The organism is Rosistilla oblonga (assembly GCF_007751715.1).
Lineage (GTDB): Bacteria > Planctomycetota > Planctomycetia > Pirellulales > Pirellulaceae > Rosistilla > Rosistilla oblonga.
Genome location: NZ_CP036292.1, coordinates 4769915 through 4792487, shown reverse-complemented (window position 1 = coordinate 4792487; position 22573 = coordinate 4769915). Strand labels below are relative to the sequence as shown.

General features: G+C 58.3%; 15 protein-coding genes. 5 read left to right on the top strand and 10 right to left on the bottom strand.

Translation table 11 applies throughout. The features are described from left to right. Positions 1-313: 313 nt before the first annotated feature. From CA51_RS16880 to CA51_RS16865, 4 genes are all read left to right on the top strand, one after another. Positions 314-2230, top strand: coding sequence for a hypothetical protein (locus tag CA51_RS16880; protein WP_145122402.1), 1917 nt, complete (start codon positions 314-316; stop codon positions 2228-2230). Positions 2231-2254: 24 nt separating this feature from the next. Beyond that, complete coding sequence (locus tag CA51_RS16875) at positions 2255-2752, top strand: hypothetical protein (protein WP_145122401.1); 498 nt, start codon at positions 2255-2257, stop codon at positions 2750-2752. 88 nt (positions 2753-2840) lie between these two features. Beyond that, a complete protein-coding gene (locus CA51_RS16870; RefSeq protein ID WP_145122400.1) occupies positions 2841-3350 on the top strand; it encodes an NADPH-dependent FMN reductase family protein in 510 nt (169 codons plus the stop codon). 343 nt (positions 3351-3693) lie between these two features. Next, positions 3694-7398, top strand: coding sequence for an efflux RND transporter permease subunit (locus CA51_RS16865; RefSeq protein ID WP_145122399.1), 3705 nt, complete (start codon positions 3694-3696; stop codon positions 7396-7398). A gap of 269 nt (positions 7399-7667) precedes the next feature. On the opposite strand, the gene CA51_RS16860 is transcribed toward CA51_RS16865, so the two are convergent. The 7 genes from CA51_RS16860 to CA51_RS16830 all read right to left on the bottom strand — a co-directional run bounded on the left by CA51_RS16860 (position 7668) and on the right by CA51_RS16830 (position 15980). After that, a complete protein-coding gene (locus CA51_RS16860) occupies positions 7668-8507 on the bottom strand; it encodes a hypothetical protein (protein WP_145122398.1) in 840 nt (279 codons plus the stop codon). A 100-nt stretch (positions 8508-8607) separates the two neighbouring features. Next, positions 8608-9402, bottom strand: coding sequence for an ABC transporter ATP-binding protein (locus CA51_RS16855; protein ID WP_145122397.1), 795 nt, complete (start codon positions 9400-9402; stop codon positions 8608-8610). Between the two features lie 4 nt (positions 9403-9406). Beyond that, positions 9407-10954: an ABC transporter permease gene (locus tag CA51_RS16850; protein ID WP_145122396.1), complete on the bottom strand. Its 1548-nt coding sequence runs from the start codon at positions 10952-10954 to the stop codon at positions 9407-9409. Between the two features lie 103 nt (positions 10955-11057). Beyond that, positions 11058-12401: an acetyl-CoA carboxylase biotin carboxylase subunit gene (gene accC / locus CA51_RS16845; RefSeq protein WP_145122395.1), complete on the bottom strand. Its 1344-nt coding sequence runs from the start codon at positions 12399-12401 to the stop codon at positions 11058-11060. 153 nt (positions 12402-12554) lie between these two features. Then, the gene (accB, locus tag CA51_RS16840; RefSeq protein WP_145122394.1) at positions 12555-13022 is read right to left on the bottom strand and encodes an acetyl-CoA carboxylase biotin carboxyl carrier protein; all 468 of its coding nucleotides are present in this window, start codon (positions 13020-13022) and stop codon (positions 12555-12557) included. A 144-nt stretch (positions 13023-13166) separates the two neighbouring features. Continuing rightward, complete coding sequence (locus CA51_RS16835; protein WP_145122393.1) at positions 13167-14252, bottom strand: M24 family metallopeptidase; 1086 nt, start codon at positions 14250-14252, stop codon at positions 13167-13169. 243 nt (positions 14253-14495) lie between these two features. Continuing rightward, the gene (locus CA51_RS16830) at positions 14496-15980 is read right to left on the bottom strand and encodes an exopolysaccharide biosynthesis polyprenyl glycosylphosphotransferase (protein WP_197451246.1); all 1485 of its coding nucleotides are present in this window, start codon (positions 15978-15980) and stop codon (positions 14496-14498) included. A 584-nt stretch (positions 15981-16564) separates the two neighbouring features. Between CA51_RS16830 and CA51_RS16825 the strand changes: the two genes are divergently transcribed. Beyond that, a complete protein-coding gene (locus CA51_RS16825) occupies positions 16565-17977 on the top strand; it encodes a carbohydrate porin (RefSeq protein ID WP_145122391.1) in 1413 nt (470 codons plus the stop codon). 82 nt (positions 17978-18059) lie between these two features. On the opposite strand, the gene CA51_RS16820 is transcribed toward CA51_RS16825, so the two are convergent. The 3 genes from CA51_RS16820 to CA51_RS16810 form a co-directional block, all read right to left on the bottom strand. Next, positions 18060-19127, bottom strand: a complete 1068-nt coding sequence (locus tag CA51_RS16820) for a hypothetical protein (protein WP_145122390.1) — start codon at positions 19125-19127, stop codon at positions 18060-18062. 58 nt (positions 19128-19185) lie between these two features. Then, positions 19186-20958, bottom strand: coding sequence for a BBP7 family outer membrane beta-barrel protein (locus CA51_RS16815; protein ID WP_145122389.1), 1773 nt, complete (start codon positions 20956-20958; stop codon positions 19186-19188). 209 nt (positions 20959-21167) lie between these two features. Further along, the gene (locus CA51_RS16810) at positions 21168-22484 is read right to left on the bottom strand and encodes a citrate synthase (RefSeq protein WP_145122388.1); all 1317 of its coding nucleotides are present in this window, start codon (positions 22482-22484) and stop codon (positions 21168-21170) included. Positions 22485-22573 lie beyond the last annotated feature (89 nt).

Here is a 22573-nt window from a genome sequence, read left to right as displayed (position 1 = left end):
TGGCAGAAGGCCGGTACTTTGGCAAGCTGGGGCGACTAAAATCGTTCCCTGGAGAAGAGCCCCTGCGGTCGACGGTTGTCGCGAACTCGGCGTCGCCGATTCTGTGGCGTCAGCGTCCGCGAATTGCTGCTTTTCTCTCCCTTCCGGCGCGGCAGAATGCCAGCGGAACGGTCGCTCGCCAGCGGCCGGATCGCGGCGTATCAACGCTTCGGCGGGGCAAACTTGCTGGTGGCCGAATTGCATGCCCCAATGAACTGTCTTACCCTAGCAAACGTTTGCATCGTTCTACACCAAGAAACTTCGAAGAACAGCTTTGATCATTCACCTTGCCCTCCCCGCGATGCGTCGCTTTTCCGCCGTCGCTCTGTTTTCCGTTCTCGTATTGGACGCGGCATGCTGTTGCGCTCAATTGTCGCAATCGGACGTCGAGTATTTCGCCGATCGAATCGACACCGCCGCCGATCAGTTGGATGTGGCGACGGTGCCATCGCTGGATGAGTTTGTGGATCAGGTGCAAGCAGCGATCGCAACGGTTCAGCAGGAGCTGCGAATCGCCGGCGATACGGCCAACACCTCGGCGTGGTTGGGGTATCTGAAGTTGAACGAACTGTCCGACGCGTTGGCTGCCGTCCAACAAGCTCCCAGCGATCCGACGTCTCGCGACGAAGCGCGAACTCAGATGCTGGCGTTGGCCCAGTTAGACAAGGTTCTTGGAGACATGCGGTTGCGGCTGACGATCAATTACCCCGGTTTGGAACGGGCCCAGATCCCGCGTTTGCGAACCGCCGTCCGGCAGCTCGATGCGATGTTGCGGCATCGCGATCCGCAGCGGTCGATCGAATACGTCGCCACGCAGATGGCTGACGCATCAAAAACGCTCCGGGCTGCAGACACGACGACTGCGGCGGACGTCTTCTATCAATTGGATGAACTGACACGACTGTTGATCGAAACTCGGCAGGCTCCGCTGCTGGTCGCTGACATCCGCGGCCGGTTTGTGAATTCGAATTTGCGGATCGGAGTCGGCAGCAACTTGATCTCGCGGATCGCCACGCGGCCGTTTCAGGAACCCACGGCGATCAACGAATGCTTGTTGGGGACCTTCATCCGCGGCCGCGCGACGCTGACGGGAACGGTGACGACCTGCCTGCTCCCCTCGGAGGGCGTGGCCAAGATTCAATTGATACTCAGCGGCGACCTGACCAGCCAGAACCGGGGCTATCGAAAACCGGTGACCGTCGACGCGGTGGGCTATGGGCACGTAACCGCGACCAAAGTCTTGAACCTAAACGATGCGGGGATCCACGCGGAACCGGCGGTCGCGTCGGCGCAATTGTCTTCGAAAATCCAACGCGTCAATCATCCGTTGAAGATCGTTCGGCGGATCGCGATGAAGAAGGCGCTGGAGCAGAAGGGGGCGACAAATGCGGAGGGAAGCCGGCGGATGGAGCGCCGAGTGGCGGAGAACTTCGATCGCCAGACCGATCAGACCGCACCGCTGGGCGATGGCAAATCGACGCCGTTGCGCGATCTCGTCGATGTCTTGGGACGCTTGGGAGTCGACGAACCGAGTCGCGTGTGGAGCTCCGAAACCCGTTATCTTCTGACGACGCTGCGGCAACGGACCGACGATGATCTCGCCGCGGCAGTCCCACCGCCGTCGGTCGCCGGATCGCACGACCTATCGGTTCAAATTCACGAATCGTTGATCAACAACGTGATGACGCGGATCCTCGCCGGACGGACGATGACCGGTTCGCAGTTGCGGCAGCTGGGGAAATCGCTGCTGCCGGAACTGCAGTTTGCGGCGGATCAATCCGATGAGGCGGAGGAACCGATCATCACCTTCTCGCGGACCCGACCGATCATCTTCGAAGCGCGGCAGGGCAAGGTTTGGATCGGGTTGCGGGGAACGCGGTTTCAGCAGGGTGACCAGTCGCTGAAAATGCCGCTCCGCGTGCGAGCGGAGTATCTGCCGACGTTTGTCCAGGGACATGGTTTTGTGTTACAAAGACAGGGGGAAGTCGAGATCGACTTTCCCGGCACCCAGCGGCTTTCGATTGGGCAGATCGCCACGCGAAAGAAGATGGAGCGTGTGTTCGATCGCTCGTTGCCAATGCAACTGCTCGACAAACCGATCCGGGTGCCCGTCAAACAACTGCCCGAAAGCGGAATTCGCGTCCAAGAGATCTCAGCTCAACAGGGCTGGCTGTCGCTGGGGATGCGATAGGAACACAGGTTACGGAGCTTCCCCATGGATGAAAATCAACAGCCAGCCCAGCGGTGGGTCGAGATCGAATTCGATTGTCTGCCGCTGCGAACTGTGCAACGCCTGGACGTGCCGTTGGACGCGTCGCCCCGATTCGAAGCGTTTGTGTTGCGGGTCAAACAAGCGATCCAAGAACATGGGGTGATGAACACCTACTATCTTCACAACGCTCGCTGCACGTTTCACTTCACCAACGATCCCAATCGTGGAATGGTGCAATTCAAATTCGAAGGGACCGTCTTCACCGACTCGACCGACACCTCGACGATCAGCTGCCATTTGGACGTCCAGCCCGACGGCGAGACTTGCGATTGGTTGAACGAAGCTGTCGTGCGATGGTTGGCTGAATCGGTGCGGCATGCTCTGGTCGTCGAATTCGATCGCTACATCCAAGCCGGCGATCTTTCCAAAACCCAACAGCGGCTGGAACAGATCCAAGCGGAAAGCGATGCTGCCGAAGGCTTTCTGGGGATGTATCTGTAAGCCGCCGGTCGACGTCGACGCCGCGCTGATGTTATCTGGTTTCGAAGTGCAAGCCTCTCTGTTTTTGTCGAGAAGGAGATCCCGAGTGATGAGAACGTTATCCGCCGTTGCGATCGTTTGTCTGATGTTGTCGAGCCTGTCGACTGCTGAAGAGGTTTCCCAGCGGGACCAAAAGCTGGCTGCCTATCTCAGCGGATCGAAGTTTGTCGGGCAGTTTACGGTGTTGGGCAAGTCCGAGGAGAAGTTGCCGACCGAAGAGTACACGCTCAAAAAGGTTGAGAAGATTCCTGGGGGCGATCTGTTTCTGATCACCGCTCGGATCAAATACGGCGACAAAGACGTGGAGGTGCCGCTGCCGATCCCGATCGTCTGGGCTGGCGATACGCCGATGATCTCGCTTGACGATTTCACGATCCCCGGGATGGGAACCTTCTCTGCAAAGATCGTGATCTCCAAGGGACGTTATGCGGGGACGTGGTCGCACGATGAACATGGCGGCCACATGTTTGGCGTCATTGAAAAGCCGGAAGTGGCTGGTGCCGAGGCGAGCGAAAAGCAGGGCAGCGACGCGAAGCCCGAGGCAAAATCGGGCTCCTGATCGCCGTGGCGATGGGCGTCGTGCGGGGAACCGGTGGTTGAATGTTCGGCGGCTGTTCCAGAGCAACGGATAAACTGAGTAGTCTTGGGGGACTGTACGCCCTCCTGACGCTTTTCAGCTTGGCAGCGTACAATGCTATCGAGTGCGATGGCGGCCGAAAAACCGGAGCGAAAGCGTGGCGGTAGGCGGTTGCGATCGACACGTCCAATCGCAATTGCCATGGATCGAATCGTGCATTGCAATTAATTTAACAGCGCTCGTTTTGCGCATACACCAACGATCCCGTCGTGGGCATCCAACGGCGCGATGAGGATCTCACACCGGTTCTACTGAATATCTGTTCATGAAACCAACGTTCCTCGCCCGCCGCTCGATTTTTGGTATCAACAATGCCCTTCTGATCCTGCTGGTTGTTTGCTTCTTGGCTCCGATCGGGATCCGCGGTGCGCGGCAGAGTCTGCAGAGCAACAACAACAACGTCAAGGATTGGTTGCCGTCGGATTTCCCTGAGACGACGGAGCTGGAGTGGTTCGGCGAATACTTTTCGGGAGAGCGGTTTGTCATCGCGACCTGGCCCGGGTGCACCGAAGAGGACCAGAAGCTGAAGCTGTTGACGGAGAAGCTGCGCAGCGAGGCTGTCGGCGGAGAGCCGTTGGAGCCGCTGGCCGATTGGGAGCGGGCACGCAAGTTGGCCGAAGAGTTGCAGTTGTTGGCTCCCAGCGACTTCAACACCAACTGGGGCGGTCGCAATGAAAAGTGGCTCAACAGCCCCGATGGGACGCTCTACTACATCACTCCCGATGGCCGCCTGTTTCGCTGGGCTGGCAAAGAGGGACCGCTGCCGGCGCTGATCCGATCGGTCCGCAAGTTCATCCGCGGCGGGACGGTCGAAGGCCAATTCATCGCATCCTTTGGCGAGACGGCTGGCCAGCCCGATTCGGACAAATTGAACCCCTACTACAACGATCCGCATCTGCTGACCGCGGCGTTGTTCCGCACGATTCAAACCGGTCCGGAGATCGCACAGCAATTGGCTGAAGAGAACGGTCCGCTGTGGCCGGTCGCGGCGATCAACAAAAAAGACAAGAAGATCATCGCTCGGCGGTTGGCTGAAAAGCGGTTGACCGGGACGCTGTTTGCTCCGGCGGTACCGATCGATTTTGCATGGACACCAGAAGCGTTTGCCGAACAGGTTCCCGATGCGACGCTGCCCGAGGATTGGCAGCTGATCTGCGCGGCGTCGATTAAGAAGATTGTCGACGAAGAGTTCGATGGCCAGCTGGATCGACTGAAACATGCGGCGACCGATGTCCGCGACAAACATTGGTACGACATCTTTGACGCGATGCGGGTCGATCCGCCGCCGCGGCAGAGCTGTGTGTTGGTCACGCTGACGCCGACCGCTCTGGATAACTTGCCCTACGTCGTCGGACGCGGTCTGTTGGGCGGCCCACGCGGTCGATTGTTGAAGCTGGCCGAGGAGAGTGGCATCAACGCTGCGGCTCCGCCATCGGCTGTCCCGCCGCCGTTCAACTATGCAGAGCGGCACGCGACGCTGGTCGAGCCGGCGATGCGAATGGGCGGACCGCCAGTCGACAATGTATCGATCGACGAAGAGGGGCAGATCACGCTGATCCGCTTGATCGGTTATTGCGTTCTGATCGGGCTGACGCTGTCGATGCTCGCGTTCCGCAGCTTTAAGCTGACGTCGATGATCTTTGTCGTCGGCGTGCTGGCTGCCGTCAGCAGCCTTGCGTTTGTCCAGATGACCGGCGAACAGATCGACGCGATCCTGATGAGTATGCCATCGCTGGTCTACATCCTGGGGCTCTCCGGCGCGATCCACATCATCAACTACTACCGTGAAGAGACTGCCGCGCGGGGTGTCGAAGGAGCGGCGGAACGAGCTGTTTCGCACGCCTTTATGCCTTGTACGCTGGCGGCGATCACGACGGCGATCGGGCTGTTGAGCCTGAACACCAGCAACATCATCCCGATCAAAAAGTTCGGCTTCTATTCGGCGATTGGCGTCGTGGCGACGCTGGCGCTGTTGTTCGCTTATCTGCCGGCGGCGCTACACGTCTTCCGTCCCGAACCGCCAGCGGAAACGAAAGCGTCGGCTGCCAAACGGCGTGGCGACGACGAACCCGATTGGCTCACCCGCCAGTGGATCGCTGTCGGCACGTGGGTGACCGGTCACTACCGGATCGTCGGCATCTGCGGCGTTTTGGTGATGATCACCGCGGCGATGGGGCTCTCGAAAATCGAGACCTCGGTGCAGCTGCTGAAGCTGTTTGGCAGCGAATCGCGAATCATCCGTGACTACGGTTGGATCGAGAGCCATTTTGGCAAATTGGTCCCGATGGAATTGGTGTTGCGCGTTCCGCCAGGAATGCAGCGGGAACTGAGTGCGGCGAGCGATTCGCCCGAACCGACCGCGCTGTCGCAGCTGGAGCGTTTGCAGGCTGTCGATCACATCCAACGAGCCGTCGAGAGCGCGTTTGGCGAACATGGAACGGGCGTTGTCGGAAACGCGATGTCAGCCGTGACGCTGATGCCCGAATTGCCCAAACCGACAAATTCGCCAACCAATGCGACGCGGTTGGCTTTCAACAGCGCGTTGGCTTCGGCGCAGACGCAGTTGTTGGGCAGCGATTACGTCCAGCACGAGCGAACTGGGCCGTGGAAGGATAGCGAGCTGTGGCGGATCAGTCTCCGCGTCGGCGCGCTCAGCGACGTCGATTACGGACAGTTTGTCGGCGATCTTCGCGATGCCGTCGAACCCGTATTGCAGGCGTATCGCTATCGCGAAGATGTGCTTGAAAGTCTGGCCGACGAGGAGAAGGGAATCGTCTTTGTTCTCGGCGCCGACCGTCCCGATGAAAACTCTTGGGAGGATGTGCTGGCCAACGACGAGGGCGTCGACGTCAATCGCACCGACAGCGGTGCCAGCAACGTCAATCAGCGGCTGATCTTCGAAGCGACCTTGGACGATCTGCTGCACAACGAAAGCAAGATCCGAACGGTGATGTGGATTCCGCCCGCGAAGATCAAGGATCAACCGGACAAGTTGGAGGTCTGGGCGCGGAACTTTGCCAAAGCGGATTGTGTGATCATCGCCGAGGATCAAGACGACTTCGATGTCGACTTTATCCGCGAGCATGCCGCGGCGGTTGTCGATGCCCGTCCCGATCAATGGGTCGCCACGGCGGCGGTGCTTCGCGAAGGCGTCCCCGATGTCGCCAACGCCGGTCCGTTGCAGGCGGTTTATACGGGAATTGTCCCGCTGGTCTACAAGGCTCAGCGGACGTTGTTGTTCAGTCTGATCGAAAGCACCTTCCTGGCCTTCGTGTTGATCGGATTGGTGATGTCCGGTTTGCTGAATCCGGGATCGATGTTGGGCAAATTCAAACCGCGGAACATCTTTTATGGGGTCGCTGCAGGAGCCGTGTCGATGCTGCCGAACCTGTTCCCCGTGATCGTGATCTTCGGATTCCTGGGGCATACCGGTTCGATCGTCGATCTCGGCAAGATGATGACCGCCAGCGTCGCGATGGGCGTCGCTGTCGATGATACGATTCACTTTTTGGAATGGTTCCGGCAGGGCTTGGCTCAAGGCATGACACGCCGCGGAGCTGTTTTGGAAGCCTATCGCCGCGTTGGCCCCGCGATGACTCAGACGACGATTCTGGGCGGTTTGGGGCTGTTTGTCTTTGCGTTGAGTTCGTTTACTCCGACGCAGAGCTTCGGGATCATGATGTTGCTGCTGCTGGTTGCCGCCCTGGTCGGCGATCTGATCTTCCTGCCGGCGATCTTGATCAGCCCGTTGGGCAAGGTCTTCCGACCTCGCGACGAAGATCTGATCGCGCAAGCCAATCAAGATGGCAACCGCGATCCCGATTTGCTGTCCGGCGAAGGGGAGACGCCAACCGATTCGGAGCCTCAGGTGGCCGGTCACAGCGGCGGTGCGGGGCGGATCGACAATCCTCACGTCTCGGGACGCCAAAACGCAAACGCTCTCAAGTCGCGAGGCGGTTCGGTCTCCTGATCCTCGGCGAAGCAAACCGGTCTGCATTGCAGGCCGGCCAAATCACCGTATTTGTATTGGGCGAATCGTCGGCACGCGCTAGCGATGCTGCTTGTAGGAACCTGACGCCAGGACGTGGCGGCTGATATCTAAACTCTGTGGCGCAGAGAGAATGCGATCCGCTGCGTGAACCGTTTCGTCGCGTCATGCAACGGTTCGAGTGCTTTGTCGCGATGGCGGTCGCAGATCGAGCGGGCTGTGCTGATATCGCTTGCTGCAAAACGAAGCGATCAGTTGCCCTGAGGCGTGATCGATGGAGATTGGGAGAGTCGGAGGACGACGGCGACGACCTCTTGCAGTTCGTCGACGCGTTGCCCCATCAGCATCTTTTCGCCGATGCCACGCGGGGTGGCGGTTGGTGAAATCAGCACTGCATGTCCAACTTCCAGCGGGATCTCGATCGCTAGATGTTCCAACGCTTGCACGTCGCGTCGCGATTCCAGTCGCAGCGCTTGCTCGTTGCTGATCCAGGCTTGTTTCATGTCGCCCGATTTGATTTCGGGAACCAATCGCAAGATGATCTCGCCGTTGTCGCCGCGTCGCGTTTCCATCGAGAACTGGAACAGCGGGTCGATCAAGCGGCGGCCAGTCAGGCTTTCGCCTTTTTTGATCAGGACTGAAACCTCGCCCCGCATCTGCGACCTGACGGGCAATTCGTAACGCATCGCATTGCGGCAAAAGACGCGGCGGCCACCATGGGCGACTTCCGAGAGTAGATTCGCCTGTTCGAGAAACTGGAGCGAATCCTGCTGCGGGGCGACTTCCAATTCATCGGCGACCAGTTTGGGCATCCGGCCAGCGATTCGACCGGCTCGCAAACCGTTGGCGGCCAGTTGTTTCCGCAGATCGTCCGAGAGGATCTGTTCGTCGACATCGTTCCACAACCGCCAATCGATCTGATCGTCGCGGATCGGCAGCGGGACAAAGCCGATATCGATTACCGATGCCGACGGCGAGGGTTTCGGTGTCGCGAGGGCCGATACTGTATCGTTGGCGTCTTTCCACTGGGCGCAGCCCGACAGCGACCCTAGCAAGAGCAGCGCTATCAGCTGGAGAGTCGCCCGGTTCATACGATTGCTTTATTGTCGGCCGGTCTGCTCTCGGAGCGGCTGCGTCGTTTGCAGCTCGGCAGCGAACCGCCGGCTTTTGAGAGAGCGTCTACAGGGTTCTTTAACGAATCACGCGGAAGGCTTCGCCCTGGTCGACGACCAAGCCGTTTTCCAAGCGAACCATGCGATCGGCTTGTCGAGCGATCGCGTCGTCGTGGGTGATCATCACGATCGTCAAGTTGTTTTCGTCGTTCAGTTTCCTCAGCAGTTCGAGGATCCCGTGCCCGGTTTCGCTGTCCAAGTTGCCCGTAGGTTCGTCGGCCAGCAACAGCGTTGGATTGTTCATCAAGGCGCGAGCGATCGCCGCTCGCTGCATTTCACCACCACTCATTTCACTGGGGCGGTGATGCGTGCGGTGGGTTAGGCCAACCATTTCCAGCAGTTGTTCGGCTCGCTGTCTGGCTGTCTTTTTGACTCGCAAAAACGAAAACAATCGCCGCGAGATCATCGTGGGGACCATCACGTTTTCCAACGCTGTCAGTTCGGGCAACAGGTGGTAGAACTGAAAGATCATCCCGATCTGATGGTTCCGGTAATAATCGCGTTGGCGAGCCGAGGCGTTATCGATACGGCTGCCTTCGAAGCTGACTTCGCCGGCGTCGGGTTGATCCAACGTCGCCATCAAGTGCATCAGCGTGCTCTTGCCGCTGCCGCTGCGACCGACCAGTGACGTCATGCTGCCGACTTCGATATCGAAGTCGACGCCACGCAGCACGGGGACTTCGATACGATTCTTGTGGTAGCTTTTGACCAATCCACGAACCGCGAGGATCGTCCCGTCGGCAGCCGCGATCGGCTGCGTCCCGGAGGATTGGTTGGAAGCACTTTGCGTCGGATCGACGGCTGGGTTAATCATTGGATTACTCATAACGTAGCGCCATTACGGGATGCATTCGCGCCGCACGCAATGCAGGAAGAACACTTGCCATCACCGCGATCGCCACAGCGCCGATCATCACCCACACGATCGTGATCGGATGAATGATCGTTGGGATGGTGTTGAAGTAATAGACCGTTGGATCAAAGACTTCCTGCCCGGTGATCTTTTCGATCAGCCCCGCGATGTCGTTGATGTAATGCACAAAAGCGAGCCCGCCCAGCAGGCCAACTCCCGATCCGGCGATGCCTAACAGCAAGCCGTAGCTGAGGAAGATGCTCATCACGCCGGCGTTGGAGGCACCAAGTGCTTTGAGGATCCCGATGTCGCGCGTCTTTTCGACGACGATCATGAAGAAGGTTGCCAGGATGCCGAAGCCGGCGACGGCGATAATCAGGAACAACAAAACGTTTAGGATCGTTGTTTCCAGGCGTACCGCGGCCAGCAGAGGACCTTGCATGTCGCGCCATGTTTGAATGTTGTAAGCGTAGATGTCTGGCGGGAATTCGCGTCGCAACGCATCGCGAACCTCACCGAGGTTGGTCCCTTCGGCAAGCTTCAACTGGATCGTTGTGATGCTGCGAACGCCTGTTGTCGGATCGACCATCCCGCGGAACTCTTGCAATCGGTCCAACGGTACAAACGCAAACGTCGAGTCGTACTCGCTCATCCCGCTCTCGTACAGATCGACGACGGTGAAGTGCTGGTTGAGCGCTTTGGTGTCCTCGCCGGCGTTGGGGAAGATGACGCGAACGTCGTCGCCCGGACGGCAGTAAAAGTAATCGCCTACGTCGCCATCGGGGTCGCGGAAACGTGAACTGCAGGTGGTGATACCGAGGATGATCCCGCAGTGCTGTTCTTCCTGCGGATCGAATTCGCGGCTCCGTGTCTCTTCGGCAACTTGCGAAAACAGTCCGTCGGATCCAAACGAATCGATGCTTGGGCCAGCCGATGCACCGGTCGCATTGCCAGCAGCTTTGCGGGCCGCTTCGGCTTCGCGGATCTCGTTTTGGTAAGCCTTTTGATATGCGGCCCAGGCGCGTCGGTAGACCCATCCCGATTCGGGAAAGTTCTTGCGATCGCTGCCGTAGCCGTTGTCGTAGAGTTCGAACGACGCGGTTTCACGATTGCCCGGGTGCAGCAGGCAACGGCCAAAATCGCTGACGTCGCCGTAGGTCTTCGGATCGACGCCAATCAGATTGATCTGTTTGGTGATCAGTTGACCGTTGTGCTCGATTCCCAACATCGCCGGGACGTGAACGCTGCACGTCGCACCGACCAATTTGTCACCGGTGATGCGGCGAATCCGCTCCAGGTGCTTTTCTTGATCGGGCATTCCGCCGCTGCTGTGACAGTCGATAACGACGTCCGACAGCAATTCGTTCATCCGTTTGTGCATCTCGGCAGAAAAGCCTGCCATCACGCTGTTGACGACGATTAGCGTTGCCACCCCGAGGGTGACGCTAATGATCGAAGCGAGTGCGATGTAACGAGTTCGCAGATAGCGAAAGCAAAGAACCCAGCGGTACATACGTCGTCCCAAGGTTGACTGAGGGAAACGCTGGACCCATCCTGGACCAGCGGCGGCGGAGTATAGACGTCGCCGCGCACTGGCGTAAACCTCAACCTGGGGATCAGCTACTGAATTCCCGGGCGATAAAGGTCGTATCGTGGCGACCTTCGATGAATTCGGGGTGCTGCAGGATCTTGCGGTGCAGCGATGCGGTCGTTGCGATCCCGCCGACTTCGAGTTCGTACAGAGCCCGCAACATGCAAGCGATCGCTTCTTCACGCGTCGGACGATGGACGATCAACTTGCCGATCATCGAATCGTAATACGGCGGTACGGTGTATCCGGCGTAGACGTGCGAATCGAATCGAACGCCAAGTCCGCCTGGTGAAAACAGCGTTTCGATCTTGCCCGGATTGGGCATGAAGTTTTTATCGGGGTTTTCGGCGTTGATGCGGCATTCGATCGCCGACCCTTGGCTCTTGATGTCCGCTTGGGTGAACGGCAGCGGTTGTCCAGCGGCGACCGAGATCTGTTGCTTGATCAGATCGACGCCGGTCACCATTTCGGTTACCGGGTGTTCGACCTGAATGCGAGCATTCACTTCGATAAAGTAGAAGTCGTCGTTTTTGTCGACGATAAATTCGACAGTACCGGCGTTGTAATAGTTGGCGTTTTGGATCAAACGGACCGCCGCGTCGCAGATCTCTTTGCGTCGTTCTGCGGGCAGCAGCGGCGACGGAGCCTCTTCGATCAGTTTTTGGTGACGGCGTTGGACCGAACAGTCGCGTTCGTGAAGGTGGACCACGTTGCCCTGTTGATCGGCGATGATCTGGACTTCGATGTGTCGCGGTTGTTCGATGAATTTCTCTAGGTAGACGCCGCCGTTTCCGAAGGCGGCTTCCGCTTCTTGGCGAGCCTGTTGCAGCGCGGTCTCGAGAACCTCGGGCGTCTCGGCGACACGCATTCCCTTACCGCCACCACCTGCTGTCGCTTTGATCAGCACGGGGTATCCGATCGTCTTGGCGACAGCCAGCGCTTCCTCGGTATCGGTCAGCAAGCCGTCGCTTCCGGGGACGACGGGGACGCCAGCGGATTGAGCCAACGCGCGGGCTGAGTTTTTATCGCCAAGCATCTCCATCGATTCGGGCATCGGGCCGATGAAATCGATGTTGCAGCTGCGGCAGACTTCGTTGAAGTCGGCGTTTTCGGCGAGGAAGCCGTATCCCGGGTGGATCGCTTCGGCACCACTCACCTCGGCGGCGCTGATCACTTGGTCGATCCGCAGGTAGCTTTCGGCGCTGCGAGCTGGTCCGATGCAATACGCCGCGTCGGCTAGGCGAACGTGTGCCGATTCGCGATCCGCTTCGCTGAACACAGCGACCGATTCGATGCCCATTTCGCGACAGGCGCGGATAATCCGCAGCGCGATTTCACCACGGTTGGCAATAAGGATCCGGTTATACATCCGATTGATGGTTTCCAAGGTCAGAGGAGGAGCGATTGCGTGAGCGGCGACGGCTCATCGCGGAATCGGCCGCCAGCGAGCGAAAGCTGCTTGTAGGCTGGCGCTGGCGAACTGACGGCTGTGGTGCTAGCAAGTTGTCGGATCGGCGAGGCGTTACGCCGAGGTGTCGATCTTGAACAGCGGTTTGCCGAAATCGACAGCTTCGCCATCCTTAGCCAAGATCGCGACGACCTTCCCCGAAATTTCCGCAGGAATTTCGTTGAAGACCTTCATCGCTTCGACGATGCAGATCGTTGTGTCGGCGTTGACCGAATCGCCAACGCTGACGAAAGGAGACGCTTCGGGATTTGCACGGGTATAAAACGTGCCAACCATCGGTGCCTTGATGATCGCGATGTTTGCACCGTCAGCCGCGGGAGCCGCCGCAGCGGGAGCCGCTGCTGGGGCCGCCGGAGCGACAGCTTGAGGTACCATCATTGGTGCGGGAGCCGCAGCGAACCCGCCGCGACACAACTTGATCGTCTTTTGGTCCTGCTTCAAATCGACTTCAGCAAGATTGTGTTCTTCCATCAGCTCGACGAGCTTGCGGATCTGTTCGATATCAAAAACGTCGCCTGACATGTTCACTCCGGCAATTGGTTGTACAACGATTCTAAAAGCGTTTGTTGCCGCGATTGGCATCGCGTTTCGTTGCGTTGTCTTTTTTTAGGGGCGTGGTCGTTGCCACGGCTAGGAAAAGCCCAGCGTTTTACGCCGGGTCACTTTTTACAGGATTACGGTGCAGTCATCGAGACCCTTTGGCAAACTCGACAAGACTTCGTGCCCCTTCTCGGTCACCAACACATCGTCTTCGATCCGGACACCTAGTTTACCCGGCAGATAGATTCCAGGTTCCACCGTGACGACCATCCCCGCCTGCAACGTCCCTTCGGTAATTGCTGACATTCGTGGCGATTCGTGCACTTGTAAACCAATTCCGTGCCCCAAACCGTGCCCGAAGTAGTCGCCAAAGCCGGCGTCGCGGATCACGTTGCGAGCCGCTGCGTCGACAGCTTTCAGTTCTGCGCCGGGCCGAATCGCCGCAATCGCCGCCAGTTGAGCCTCCAGAACGACAGGATAAATTTCAGCCATTTCCGGCGAGGGGGCCCCGATAGCCGTCATCCTCGTTAAATCGCTGGTGTATCCGTTGTAACGAGCCCCCCAGTCGAGTAGTAGTGCGGGATCGTCGCCGACGCGTCGCTCGCCCGGTTGGGCGTGCGGCAGCGCTGCATTGGGGCCAATCGCAGCGATCGTCGCAAATCCACAGCCTTCGCCGCCGAAGTAGCGGATCCATTTCTCGACATCGTGAGCGATCTCTAGCTCGGTCTGCCCTCGCCGCAGCGTTGCCCGGATCGCTTGAAAGGTCTGTTCGGCGATGCGGACTGCCCGGCGGATCGTTTCGATTTCTTCGGGGTCTTTAATCTGACGCAGCTTAAGAACGAGCCCGTTGGTGGCGGCAAAGGTCTGTTGCGGCAGCGCGGATCGTAGACCTTCTAACAGCGCCCAACTGACATCGTTGGCATCCAGACCGATCGTGGCGGCGGAGAAGTCGTCGACAGCTTCGGCGACCAATTGAGTCATCGTCCGTTCGGGGCCGCGAACAAACGACTCGATCCCACCGCATTCGGCTTCGATTTGCGTCTCGTAGCGGCGGTCGGTGAGGATCGCACAACGATCGGCGGAGACCAGCAGATAGCTGCTGTCGCCGGTGAACCCCGATAGGTAGCGGACGTCGGTCTCGCCGGTCACCAACAAACAATCGACAGCTTCGTCGGCTAGCAGGCTGCGCAGTTTCTCAATACGTGTGGACATCGATCCGCGTCGCTCCGTTGACTTGGGATGGTGGATTTCATGGGCCGCTACCGCCGGGAGATCGGTTCGGCAGCAAATTTGCGGTGGCACCGAGCATCCTAGCGTTTCAAACGCCGGGACTCCAGTTGCCGCCGCCGCTCCCCGGGATGGAATCCGTGTTTCCAGTGGGGAGTTAACAGATGGTCTTGCAAGAGTGCGAAGGGCCACAGAAAACCGCCAGCTAACACTCGGCTGCCGGTCGCTCTAATAGGCCCCTTCGCAGAACGCGACGGTTTTGATGGTTCGCGTCAGGATGTAGCAGTCCAGCCAGACCGACCAGGTGCTGACGTAGCGACGGTCCAATTGGATGCGGCGTTCGTAGGTCGTGTTGTTGCGACCGCTGACCTGCCACAGCCCGGTCAGCCCCGGTTGGACGGCGACGTACAGCGGATAGGCCTCGGCATATTTTTCGATTTCGGCGGTCACGATCGGCCTTGGGCCTACCAAGCTCATGTCGCCGACGAGGACGTTGATCAGTTGAGGCAGTTCGTCGAGGCTGGTCTTCCGCAAGAAGACGCCGACACGGGTTACACGTGGATCTCGCTTGAGTTTGTGATCGCGTTCCCATTCGTGACGCAGTTGTGGATTTTCCGCCAGGTAGTCCTGCAGCACCTCGTCGGCATTCTGGACCATCGTGCGGAACTTCCAGACTGCGATTTCGCGGCCATAGCGTCCGATCCGTCGATGTCGATAGAAGACCGGACCGGCTGATGTCAGTTTGATCGATGCGGCAATCGCCGCCATCAATGGCAACAGCACGGGGAACATCGCGACGACGGCCAGCACGTCGAGGGCTCGCTTTAACAACATGTTTCCCGGTTGCAGCAATCCGTTTTCGATGTGCGATGCGGGAGCGAGACCGGGGCAGCGGTCTTGGCCGTACCCTGCGCTGCTGAATTCCAATCGCTCGATGCGTGGGATGTGCAATCCGATTTGCCCCATCGCCTCTTCGGAGAATTCGCTTTGGTCGTCTGCAACCAACAGGCTTGGAGCGTCGACGCCGCGGCAGATGTCGTGCAATTCCGATGTGGGGCCCAGGTATTCGAGACCCTCGTCGTCGGCTTCGTGTTCTTCCCAATAAAGGTTGGGACAGCGGACGTATCCGATGACGCGGCATCCCAATTGAGCCAACTGTCGCGGGCTTTGGCTGTTGAAATATTCGATCGCCGAATCGCCAACGACGATACAGCGGATGCCCCACCACGCGCTGCGGCCCAATTGCCGGCGGGCCAGATAACGGGCCGATGGCAAAAGGACGACACTCCCCAACCACAACATTCCCAGCATCAACACACTGCGGAATTCGAAGGGAGTAAAACCGAAGATCGCGATCGCCAACAGAGACGTTGCAATCGTCGACGCGCTGGTAAAACGTTTCAGCTCGAGAGCGGGGTTCAATCCAAACGCCGGGTACAACTGGTACGAGACCAGCACGAGAACCCAACCGAGACTGGCCGCGGTCACGATCCCCAGCGGACTCGCTGAGATCGCCGCCGGTGCACCGCAAAGAAAGATCGCGGTGGCGATCAGGCCAGCAATCACCGCCGCATCGACCACTAATAATGGCAGGCAGGTGGCAAGCCGTTGCATCAGCAGTCGTTTGCCGAGATGGACCGCGACATCGCGGTCCAGTTGCAATTCGGGCGTTCGTTGTGCGGTTGCCGTATGAGAAAGCAGCAGGGTGGTCATTAATTGATTTGTGGGTAGACGAAGTTGTTTCAATATGGAGGGCTGGCGATCGTTTCGAGTGCATCGAGCATCGCGAAACCACGCCGGTTTTCCTCCCACGGACGGTCGTTCTTCGCCCCATCGCAACCGCCTCTCGCGAGTGAAGGAAACCGAGCCGTTGATGCCGAGTCTGTTTACGACCTTTTCGGAAGTCAAATTCCGAAATCGCCGAACTGAACAAATAGTCGGCATCTGTGCTTGAACCCCCTGCAACCGGCAGAACCTGCACCACCACTGCAACTGGAATGGGGGAGGTGAAGCGGGAAATCGTCACAATCGAAACGATTGCTATCTATGCCTGGTTTTGCTTGCGCATGCGGCGTAATCGTCTCAGGATTCCTACAACCGGCAGATCCCGATCTCGGCCCGAGTCGGCTGGGACTAATTCACGCGAACTAAACACCATTTGGGGAACGCATCGCCTTGTCGCTCCGATAGAGATCTTCGCCTGCTGCCAACTGCGGCCAGGCCAATACCCAGCATCGATTGGTGTTCCTTCGCGGCGCGATCATGCGCTCCTATCGAGAACCTTACAGGCGACTGCAATGAAGAAACGAACATGGATGTTCGCGTTCAAATCGACCACCACACGTTTTGTCTTAGGCTTTCTGGTTGTGTCGTTTTCGGCACTTGTGGTTGGACCGTCGCAAGCCGGCGCGGAGTGCGCGGACTGCGATTGCCACTTGGCCGCCGGATGCGACAGTTGTTGCGATTCGGGGTGCGATGGAATCGGCGGCTGCAATGGGATCGGCGGCTGCGATACGTCGTGTGGGTGCCTGTCGTGCGAGGGACTCGAAAAATGTGAACTCTGCCAATCGTTGGCTCGGATTCGCAAGTCGTTTGCCGACTGCGGCATCACGATGGAAAACAACGTGACTCAGTTCTACATGGGAACGCCCAGCGGCGGCCTGAACAATGACTGGGGATACGCTCGCCACGGCGACTATGTGATGAACTTCGATTTCGGCAAGATGGGAATTCAGGAAGGGCTGTTCCTGAAGCTTCGCGCCGAACATCGAATGGGCGATTCGGTTTCGCAGAATACCGGTGCTCTTATGCCTGCGACGGTGGCCGCCGATCTGCCGGTTAGCGATAGCGAACACGTCTATCTGACCAACGTTCTGTTGACCCAAGCGTTGTCCGAAAACTTCATCATGTTCGCTGGCAAGATGGACACGCTGGATGGCGACATGAATGCCTTCGCCCACGGTCGCGGCATCCGCCAGTTTTCGAACATGGCGTTTGTCAGTGCGGCGATCGCACTGCGAACGGTTCCCTATTCGACGCTGGGTGCTGGATTCGCCTTCCTTCACGAAGGGAGTCCGTTGTTGTCCTTCTTGGTGCTTAACGCGACCGACACAGCAAACTCTTCGGGCTTCAGCGAACTGTTTGCCAACGGCGTCACGCTGTCGAGCGAACTGCGTCTGCCGACCAACTTTTTCGGCCTGCCCGGGCACCAGTTGATCGGCGGCTCGTGGAGCAGTCGCAAATATGTTTCGTTTGGCCAAGACCCGCGTATCGTTCTGCCCAACATTCCTGTGGCTAAGCAGGACGGATCGTGGTCGCTCTATTGGAACTGCGATCAATATCTCGTCGCCGATTCGCAGAATCCAAAACGCGGCTGGGGATATTTTGCTCGCGCAGGGATCGCTGACCAGGGCGCCAACCCGATCGGATACTTCCTGTCGGCGGGCCTCGGTGGATCGAGCCCGATCGCGTGCCGCAAAGCCGATTCGTTTGGTGTCGGCTACTACTATTCGGGAACCAGCGACAAAGTGGGGGCTCTGCTGGAAACCGTCGCCGGGCCGATCGGCGATGGCCAGGGAATCGAGATGTTCTACAACGTGGCTCTCAATCGTGCGATCACTCTCACCCCGGACCTGCAATACCTGTCGCAAGCCCGCGAAAATGTCGACGACGCGTTTGTCGCCGGGGCTCGTATGAACATCGCGTTCTAAAGAGTTGAGTGGCGAGCCGACGCTCGCATCCGATCCGTCCGCAGTCGAGTGAGTCCTCGCTGCGGCGTGAGGCAAGCGGAAACTAGCGTCTCAGCTGTGCATGATGCTTGCGGTTGAAGACTTCCGGATCAAAAGGATCGACCACGGTGGGCAACCGCTTCGGCTGAGATTCGCCCTCGGGTTGCAGCGGCTGCTGTGGCGAAGCTTGAACCGCAGATCCGTTGTCGGCAATCACCAGCGAATCGCTCGACTGTTGTTCAAATGGACTGATCGTCGCGCTGGTTGGGATCGGCATCGCGGCGTTTGGCGGTGTTACCGGAGCGGTGGCGAACTGGCTGCACCAATAGGCGAGGTTCTCAAACGCTTGAGCTTGCGATTTTCCCAGCGGCGCCGTTTCCGAACCGCCGTGACCACGCTGTGCATAATCCAGCAGCGGACTCTTCATCGGATCGTTGGTATCGATCCAAGTGACAACGTGTTGGAGGTTGCGATGAGTCATCGTTGCTGAAACGCGACTGACACCGGGTAGCCGGAGCAGCGAAAACTTGCTGTCGTCCGAATGCCCGTGGCACGCTCCACAGCGATTCATCAAAATCGGTTGGATCACGCGAGTGAACTGTTGCGTCGCAAGTGGCGAGATATGTACGTGATCGACGACCGGTTCCACATCCAGCGGTTCCTCGGCACTGACGGTTTTTACGGTTTCGGTAAACATCCGCAGTTGATGTTCCAGCCGCTTCGCCTCGGAATTGCCTGGCGCCAGTTGATGCACCTGAAGCAATTCGTTTGCCGACTCGCGGTACAAGCCGTTGTTGAGACACCACCGCGCATCGGCCAAGTGGGTGCGAACGCTTGGACGCTCGCGTTGGTCGAGTCGGAATTGGTAGAGCGATTGGAGGTCCGGGCCCCAACAGAGGACGCGTTCGACGGGCATCCGGATGATCGCACCATCGGATTGTTCGATCACGATCCGATCGCCTTCCTGTTGAGCGCTACCAAACAAAACTTGGTCGTTGGTCAACAGCACGGCGGCTTGTTCGGGTGCCTGGTCCTCGGCCAGCAGATCGCCTGGCAATACGACGACAGCAACCGCACTAAGCACCAAACTTAGAATGAGCGACGATTCGATAGGGGGGGCGATCCACTTCATGCGGTGACGTTAGCGATATTGGGACCGCGGGGTCAATAGAATGACGACGAATTCTTTTTTAGTAGGCCAGCTGCAATCCGAAATCGATTGCATGGATCCTCAGGTCGCTGACTTTCCAAGGCATTTCCGGGGCGGGAATGCCATTCAGCCCACCGGCAGCCAGTTGGCCGAGGTTCAAATTTGTGTCGACTTGATCGCCGGGACGCAGCACGCGGCTCCAATAAATAAAGTCGTATCCGACGTGGGCCGACCATCCGCGGTTGATTTGAAAGCCGAGATCGATGCCCAACTGCGGCATCATCGTAAACTCGTTCCCTTCGTAGATCCCGCGGTTGGTGTCCAGCACCAGCAGTCCGGTGTTGACGGAATTGATATCGTCGCCACCAGCCAGCGGCACCGTCGTTGTCGTGCGACCTGCTAGGGTCGCGGTCGTGTTTGTATTTCCCAGTCCCAGTTTCATCATCAACCCGACGCTCACCCGGCGATGTCGAGCTTTGAGGTCGGCACCTAGGACAAAGCTGTTCAATTGATTGTCGGTGCTGAATTGGTCCTGTTCGGCGATCGTCGTTCCAACGGCGAGACCCAGCGAGGAGTCGAGGGTCCGTTTAAAGTCGCGGATCTCGAGCGATTCCTCGAGTTCGTGGTAGTTGTATCCGGCGAACAATCGGATCTGGCGGCAATCGCTGCGGTCGATCACTTGGTAGGCGACGATTCCGCCACCTTGCATCTCCGAACTGGCGGTGACGGAAATGTTGCCTTCCAGCACGCCAGGAAATGCGACAAGTTCCGCGTTCGGACCCGTTGCGCCCGGTTCGACGCTGAAAAACGGACGGGCCAAAATTCCCGAACCATCGCTGCTGGCGGAGAATGTATCGTTCGTTTGTCCGAGGAAGAAGTAGCTCAGTTCGACAGTCTTCATGCCGCTCGGTTCCAGCACGCGGCTCAATGAGAATCGTCCACCCGATCGCGAACCGTCGACCAAGGTCTGGTCGCCAAACAGGACGCGCGTTTCGGGCTCTCCCAAAATGCCAGCCTGGCTGCGAGGCGTTCCGGCGGGGCTGTTGGTGACCAACGCGGGAACGTCGAACCCGGAGATCGACCACAGCAGGTATTCCGCGTTGAACGTCCATGTCGCTTGGCAGAAATTGATTCCCGCGGCACCGCAATTGCCGCCACAGTTGGGACATCCGCCGACAAGTTCGCCACCCGATTCGATGTATTCGCCGCCATATTCGGCTCCGACATAATCTCCTTCGACGTATTCCCCTTCGATATATTCGCCCTCAATGTATTCCCCTTCGATCGGTCCCAGCAGAACCGGATCGAAACTGGCGCGGGCGATCGATGGGGCATCGCCAGCGGGACTGGGAACCGTGGGAACATTCAGGCCGGGTGGAAACTGAAACGGAGCCGGCTCTTGAGGCGTTTGCGGTTGGGCGTGCCCAGCCAATGCGATCTTTGAATCGTCGAGCGAAGCGGGGTTGTTGCTGTCGCCGGTGGTGACGGGGGGACCAAAGTCTTCGTCGGTGAGATCGTCGGCAAAGGGATCGGTCACCGCGCGACGGGGCAGTTCATCCGGCGTCGCTTGCTGAGAGGCAGGCGACTTCGACGGCGGCGCGGTTTGGCTGTCGCGATTGGGAACCGCAGTCCCCGGTTTGCGATAGGGACGCCACATCTCAGCCGCTTTATCGGCTGACGTCGGCGGCTCAGCGAACGCGGCGGCACCGAACCAACAGCTGACCAGAAACACGATCCAACCGACACGCATCCGCTCGCCGGTGCATGTGTCGGGCGAAACCGTTGGGCAACGCGGGGCGAAGTATGGAATCATGAGGGCGATCACGAAAACTTTGGAAACGGTTCAGTCGGAACCTGCCAGACGCCGCACCCATCGCATCGATTCGCAATGGGACGACATCACATCAGGGACGGGAGTGTGGGAAAAAAATCCCGCACTCGTCAACGCCGACTTTAGCCAAAGTTTATAAAAGTGTCGATTTCGCCGAACTTCTGCCCGCTAGCAAACGCGGTCGCTAGCGATTAGCGGTTTTCGATTGGGACGAAATCACGCTTCGTAGGACCGGTGTAGACCTGGCGTGGTCGCCCGATCCGGGTGCCTGGCGAGTTGTGCATCTCGACCCAGTGAGCGATCCAACCGGGCAGACGTCCCATCGCAAACAACACGGTAAACATCTGCACTGGAATGCCGATCGCACGATAGATCACGCCGGAATAGAAATCGACGTTCGGGTAGAGCTTGCGTTCAACAAAATAAGGATCTTGCAACGCAACCTCTTCCAAACGCTGGGCGACGTCGAACAACGGATCCTTGATGTCCATCTTCGCCAACAGCGTGTCGCACGCTTCTTTGATGATGATCGCTCGTGGATCGCGGTTCTTGTAAACGCGGTGTCCAAAGCCCATCAGACGGAAGCCGTCTTGCTTGTCTTTGGCCATCCGAACGTATTTCTCGACGTCGCCACCATCGTCGGCGATCTGTTGCAACATGTTCACGCAAGCTTCGTTAGCACCGCCGTGCAGAGGTCCCCACAGGGCGCAGATGCCAGCGGAGATCGATGCAAACAGGTTGGCGTTGCTGCTGCCGACGATCCGGACGGTCGACGTACTGCAGTTTTGTTCGTGATCCGCGTGAACGATCAGCAACAGGTTGAGCGCTTTCACGAAATCGGGATCGGGGTGGTAATCTTCGGCTGGGGTGCCGAACATCATCTCCAAGAAGTTCTCGCAATAGGACAACGCGTTGTTCGGATAAGGGAACGGTTGGCCGACCGATTTCTTGTAGCTGTAGGCTGCGATCGTTGGCAGTTTCGCCAGCAAGCGATGGATCGAAATTTCGACCTCTTTCGCATCGTGCGGGTCCAACGAATCTTGGTAGAAGGTCGATAGCGCGCCGACAACACTCGAAAGGATCGCCATCGGATGGGCGTCGCGAGGGAATCCGTTGTAGAACGAACGCATGTCCTCGTGGATCATCGTGTGCTTGCGGATCGACGATCGGAACTCGTTCAATTGATCAGCGGTTGGCAGTTCGCCGTAGATCAGCAGATAGCTGGTCTCGACAAAGTCGCAGTTCTCAGCCAAGGTCTCGATCGGATAGCCGCGGTACCGCAGGATCCCGTTCTCACCGTCAAGGTAGCAGATCGAACTGGTCGTGCTGCCGGTATTTACAAAGCCTTCGTCGATCGTGATCAGGCCGGTCTCAGCACGCAGCTTGCTGATATCGATAGCCCGCTCGTGTTCGGTACCTTCGATCACTGGCATGTCGATTTGAGTATCGCCAACGCTCAATCGAGCCGTTCCGGTTGTTGTTGCTTCGCCGTTAGTCGCCGTACTCATCAAGGGGTGTCTCCAGGCACCATATTTCGAAACATAACTCCAAACGATTCGCTTCGCATCTTACCCGCGCGATAGCATCGCGACAATTC

Bases quoted from the DNA above. Each gene is read 5' to 3' on its own strand.
- CA51_RS16875 (WP_145122401.1), top strand. From the start codon at position 2,255: ATGGATGAAAATCAACAGCCAGCCCAGCGGTGGGTCGAGATCGAATTC.
- CA51_RS16870 (WP_145122400.1), top strand. From the start codon at position 2,841: ATGAGAACGTTATCCGCCGTTGCGATCGTTTGTCTGATGTTGTCGAGC.
- CA51_RS16865 (WP_145122399.1), top strand. From the start codon at position 3,694: ATGAAACCAACGTTCCTCGCCCGCCGCTCGATTTTTGGTATCAACAAT.
- CA51_RS16860 (WP_145122398.1), bottom strand. From the start codon at position 8,507: ATGAACCGGGCGACTCTCCAGCTGATAGCGCTGCTCTTGCTAGGGTCG.
- CA51_RS16855 (WP_145122397.1), bottom strand. From the start codon at position 9,402: ATGATTAACCCAGCCGTCGATCCGACGCAAAGTGCTTCCAACCAATCC.
- CA51_RS16850 (WP_145122396.1), bottom strand. From the start codon at position 10,954: ATGTACCGCTGGGTTCTTTGCTTTCGCTATCTGCGAACTCGTTACATC.
- accC (WP_145122395.1), bottom strand. From the start codon at position 12,401: ATGTATAACCGGATCCTTATTGCCAACCGTGGTGAAATCGCGCTGCGG.
- accB (WP_145122394.1), bottom strand. From the start codon at position 13,022: ATGTCAGGCGACGTTTTTGATATCGAACAGATCCGCAAGCTCGTCGAG.
- CA51_RS16835 (WP_145122393.1), bottom strand. From the start codon at position 14,252: ATGTCCACACGTATTGAGAAACTGCGCAGCCTGCTAGCCGACGAAGCT.
- CA51_RS16830 (WP_197451246.1), bottom strand. From the start codon at position 15,980: ATGACCACCCTGCTGCTTTCTCATACGGCAACCGCACAACGAACGCCC.
- CA51_RS16825 (WP_145122391.1), top strand. From the start codon at position 16,565: ATGAAGAAACGAACATGGATGTTCGCGTTCAAATCGACCACCACACGT.
- CA51_RS16820 (WP_145122390.1), bottom strand. From the start codon at position 19,127: ATGAAGTGGATCGCCCCCCCTATCGAATCGTCGCTCATTCTAAGTTTG.
- CA51_RS16815 (WP_145122389.1), bottom strand. From the start codon at position 20,958: ATGATTCCATACTTCGCCCCGCGTTGCCCAACGGTTTCGCCCGACACA.
- CA51_RS16810 (WP_145122388.1), bottom strand. From the start codon at position 22,484: ATGAGTACGGCGACTAACGGCGAAGCAACAACAACCGGAACGGCTCGA.